This is a genomic window from Pseudomonas sp. 05T35, assembly GCF_056396605.1.
The window spans coordinates 1-580 of sequence record NZ_JBFTLU010000901.1 but is presented as its reverse complement, the minus strand read 5'-3'; the positions used below and the strand labels follow the sequence as shown (position 1 = coordinate 580).

Below are 580 nucleotides of genomic sequence, written 5' to 3'. Positions count from 1 at the left end.
CCTTTGCGCTGCGGGATCAGGATCGGCGTGATCTCGTCGGCAAAACGCCCGGCTGCGATAGCCGCCGTGGCTTTTTGCTGCGAAGCGGCGGCGAAGGCGTCCTGCTCCTCACGGGTCAGGTGGTACTTGTCCACCAGGTTCTCGGCGGTGATGCCCATGTGGTAGTCGTTGAACGCATCCCACAGGCCGTCGCTGATCATGCTGTCGACCATTTTCGCGTGGCCCATGCGCAGGCCAGTGCGAGCGGCCGGCAACACGTACGGCGCGAGGCTCATGTTTTCCATGCCGCCGGCGATGATCACCTCGGCATCGCCGCAACGAATCGCTTGCGCACCCAGGTGCAAGGCCTTGAGGCCAGAGCCGCAGACCTTGTTCAGGGTCATCGCCGGAACAGCGTGGGGCAGGCCGGCGAGGATCGACGCCTGACGTGCCGGGTTCTGGCCGGAGCCTGCGGTCAGCACCTGACCGAGGATCACTTCATCGACCTGATCCGCTACCAGACCGGTTTGTGCGAGCAATTGACGAATCACCGCGGCACCGAGTTCCGGTGCCGGGATGCTGGCCAGCGAACCCTGAAAAC

At 64.3% G+C, this 580-nt stretch carries 1 protein-coding gene; it reads right to left on the bottom strand.

Annotation, left to right across the window (positions count from 1 at the left end; genetic code table 11):
* The coding region (locus AC1DH9_RS30575) for a thiolase family protein (protein WP_477809508.1) at positions 1 to 580 on the bottom strand (580 nt) is incomplete at both ends.